The sequence below is a fragment of the Azospirillum formosense genome, assembly GCF_013340925.1.
GTDB lineage: Bacteria > Pseudomonadota > Alphaproteobacteria > Azospirillales > Azospirillaceae > Azospirillum > Azospirillum formosense.
In genome coordinates, this window is record NZ_WHOR01000399.1 from 1 (window position 1) to 3,807 (window position 3,807).

Consider the following 3,807-nt stretch of genomic DNA (forward strand, 5'->3'; position numbering starts at 1 on the left):
CCTTCAGCCACACGCCGCGCAGCGCCTGCCCCGCGCCGTAAGGGAGATCGACAGACCGTACGTCGAGCATGTTTGTTTTCTCCTGAACCCCTTCCCCCCTCTGGGGAGAAGGTTAGGATGGGGGGGCGGCCGCAGGCCGGAAAAGCTCTGCAATGAGGCTGCGTTTCCGCCCTTCGGGCGCCCCCTCACCCTGACCCTCTCCCCAGAGGGGAGAGGGAAATACATTTGCGTCACCGGCCCAGATAGACGTCGATGACCTGCTTGTTGGCGCTCACCGTATCGAGCGAACCTTCGGCCAGCACCGAACCCTCGTGCAGCACCGTGACCTTCACGCCCAGCTCGCGGACGAAGACCATGTCGTGCTCCACAACGATCACCGAATGCTTGCCGGCGATGTCCTTCAGCAGATGGGCGGTCTGTTCCGTCTCGGCGTCGGTCATGCCGGCCACCGGTTCGTCGACCAGCAGCAGCTTCGGATCCTGGGCCAGCAGCATGCCGATCTCCAGCCACTGCTTCTCGCCGTGCGACAGGCTACCCGCCGGGCGGTCGCGCCGCGGCGACAGGCGGGTGATGTCGAGGATCTCCTCGATCCGCGCCCGGTCCTCCCGCGTGGCCGAGTAGGTCAGAGTCTTCAGCGGGCGGCGCGGCGCCTTCAGCGACAGTTCCAGATTGTCCCAGACCGTGTGCATCTCGAACACGGTGGGGCGCTGGAACTTGCGGCCGATGCCCAGGTTGGCGATGGCCGGCTCGCGCAGGCTGGTCAGGTCGGTGCGGCCCTCGAACAGGATGGTGCCGGTGTCGGGGCGGGTCTTGCCGGTGATGACGTCCATCATGGTCGTCTTGCCGGCGCCGTTCGGGCCGATGATCGCCCGCATCTCGCCCGGCTCGATGACCAGCGACAGGCTGTTCAGCGCCCGGAACCCGTCGAAGCTGACCGACACGCCGTCCAGATACAGCAGGGTGTCCTCGGTGCTCATCTCTCTCAGACTCCCTTCTGGTCCGCCGGCTTGGCGGTGACCGTGGCGCGCGCCGGCAGCCGGTCGCGGAGCTGCGCCGCCAGACCCAGGATGCCCTTGGGCAGGAACAGGGTGACCAGAACGAACAGGCCGCCCAGCGCGAACAGCCACAGCTCCGGCAGCGCCGCCGTGAAGTAGCTTTTGCCGAAATTCACCAGCACCGCGCCCAGCACCGGCCCGGCGAGCGTGCCGCGCCCGCCGACGGCGACCCAGATCACCGCTTCGATGCTGCTGGCGGGGGAGAATTCCGACGGGTTGATGATGCCGACCTGCGGCACGTAGAGCGCCCCCGCCACGCCGGCCATGCAGGCCGACAGCGTCCAGGCGAACAGCTTGTAGCGGTCGGTCTCGTAGCCCAGGAAGCGCACCCGGCTCTCGGCGTCGCGCACGGCGATCAGCACCTTGCCCAGCTTGGACGCCACCACGGCCGACGCCAGGACGTAGCCGGCCGCCAGCGCCGCCACCGTCGCCACGAACAGACCGACGCGGGTCGAGGCGGCCTGGATGTCGAAGCCCAGGATCTCCTTGAAGTCGGTCAGGCCGTTGTTGCCGCCGAAGCCCATGTCGTTGCGGAAGAAGGCCAGCATCAGCGCGAAGGTCAGCGCCTGCGTGATGATCGACAGATAGACGCCGGTGACGCGCGAGCGGAAGGCGAACCAGCCGAAGGCGAAGGCGAGCAGGCCCGGCACCAGCATCACCATGATCGCGGCGAACCAGAACTGGTCGAAGCCATGCCAGTACCAGGGCAGCTCCGTCCAGTTCAGGAAGACCATGAAGTCCGGCAGGTCGGCGTTGCCGTAGACGCCGCGGGAGCCGATCTGCCGCATCAGATACATGCCCATGGCGTAGCCGCCGAGCGTGAAGAAGGCGGCGTGGCCCAGCGACAGGATGCCGACGAACCCCCAGACGAGGTCGAGCGACAGCGCAAGCAGGGCGAAGCACAGATACTTGCCGAGCAGCGCCACCGTGTGGGTGGAGAGGTGCCAGGGCGAGTCCGGGGTCGTGCCCAGCGCCATGAACGGCACCGCCACGGCCAGCACCGCCAGGACGGTCAGCAGAACGCCGGCCTTCTTGTCGAGGCCCATCAGGAAGAAACGGGTCAGCATCGGATCAGGCCTCCACCGCCCGGCCCTTCAGCGCGAACAGGCCGCGCGGACGCCGTTGGATGAACAGGATGATGAAGATCAGCACCAGGATCTTGCCCAGCACCGCGCCCGCGTAGGGCTCCAGGAACTTGTTGACGCCGCCGAGCGCCAGCGCGCCGACCAGCGTGCCCCACAGGTTGCCGACGCCGCCGAACACCACGACCATGAAGCTGTCGATGATGTAGCCCTGGCCCAGGTTGGGGCTGACGTTGTCGATCTGGCTCAGCGCCACCCCGGCCAGCCCGGCGATGCCGGAGCCGAGCCCGAAGGTCAGCGCGTCCACCCGCGCGGTGCGGATGCCCATGGCGTTGGCCATGCTGCGGTTCTGGGTGACCGCGCGGATGCTCAGCCCGAACCACGTCTTGCGCAGCGCCACCAGCAGCGCGCCGAAGACGAGGAAGGCGAAGACGACGATCCACAGCCGTCCGTAGGTGATGGTCAGCCCGCCCAGCTCGAAGGCGCCGGACATCCAGGAGGGCGCGCCGACCTCGCGGTTCGTCGGCCCGAAGATGGAGCGCACCGCCTGTTGGAGCGCCAGCGACAGGCCCCAGGTCGCCAGCAGCGTTTCCAGCGGGCGCCCGTAGAGCCAGCGGATCACGCTGCGCTCGATGGCGACGCCGACCGCGCCGGACACCAGGAAGGCGACGGGCAGAGCCACCAGGATGGAGAAATCGAACAGGCCGGGCGCCCACTGGCGGAAAGCCTCCTGCACCAGGAAGGTGGCGTAGGCGCCGATCATCACCATCTCGCCATGCGCCATGTTGATGACGCCCATGACGCCGAAGGTGACGGCCAGCCCGATCGCCGCCAGCAGCAGCACCGAGCCGAGCGACAGGCCGTACCACAGATTTTGCGCGGCGCCCCACAGGGCGAGCCGCTGTTCGACCGACGCGATGGCCTTCTTCGCGGCGTCCTTCACCGCGTCGCTTCCCGTGTTGGCGGCACCGTTCAGCAGGGCCAGCGCGTCCTGGTCGCCGCGCTCCTGAAGCACTTCGACGGCGGCGATCCTGTCGGCGTCGGTCGCGTCCCCGGCCAGCAGGACGGCGGCCCGCGCCTGGGTCATCGCACGGCGGACGCGCTCGTCGGTCTCCTTGGCCAGCGCCGTGTTCAACGCGTCCAGCGCGTTGGCGTCGCGGCTCTTGAAGACCGCATCGGCGGCCTGCCGGCGCGTGTTGGCGTCGGGGCTCATCAGGGTGAGCGCGCCGAGCGTCGCGCTGATCGTGCGGCGCAGGGCGTTGTTGATGCGGATCTTCTCGACCGCGTTGCGGTCCGCCTCGCCCAGCGCGGCACCGGTCAGCGGGTCGGTCAGGGCGTAGCCGTTGCCGGCGCGCTTGGCGACGATCACGGCGCCGTCCGCCTTGCGGACGTGCAGGTCACCGGCCTGGAGGGCCTCGATCACCGGCACGACGGCGGGATCGCCCGTCTCGGCCAGCCCGGCGAGGGCCTTTTCGGTCTCGGCGTAGCTGCCGGCGCCCAGGCCGCGGACCAGCGGAGTCAGATCGGCGGCGAAGGAGGCAGGAGCGGCCAGCGCCAGAAACGCGGCCAGCAGCCAGCAGAATGCGCGGTGCATCGCGGTTCCTGTGATGTGTCGGAAGCTATTTCAATCAAGGAAAGTGCGTTGCCCCCACCCCGGCCCTCCCCCGCTT

Annotated in this window: 3 protein-coding genes; all 3 read right to left on the reverse strand. The window is 68.7% G+C overall.

Annotation, left to right across the window (positions count from 1 at the left end):
* Positions 1-230: 230 nt before the first annotated feature.
* From urtD to urtB, 3 genes are read right to left on the reverse strand one after another with little or no spacing between them, the layout of a single operon-like run.
* Positions 231-977: an urea ABC transporter ATP-binding protein UrtD gene (gene urtD, locus GBZ26_RS28075; protein ID WP_035675131.1), complete on the reverse strand. Its 747-nt coding sequence runs from the start codon at positions 975-977 to the stop codon at positions 231-233.
* A gap of 5 nt (positions 978-982) precedes the next feature.
* Complete coding sequence (urtC, locus tag GBZ26_RS28080; RefSeq protein ID WP_174441616.1) at positions 983-2,122, reverse strand: urea ABC transporter permease subunit UrtC; 1,140 nt, start codon at positions 2,120-2,122, stop codon at positions 983-985.
* 4 nt (positions 2,123-2,126) lie between these two features.
* Complete coding sequence (urtB, locus tag GBZ26_RS28085; protein WP_174441617.1) at positions 2,127-3,731, reverse strand: urea ABC transporter permease subunit UrtB; 1,605 nt, start codon at positions 3,729-3,731, stop codon at positions 2,127-2,129.
* Positions 3,732-3,807 lie beyond the last annotated feature (76 nt).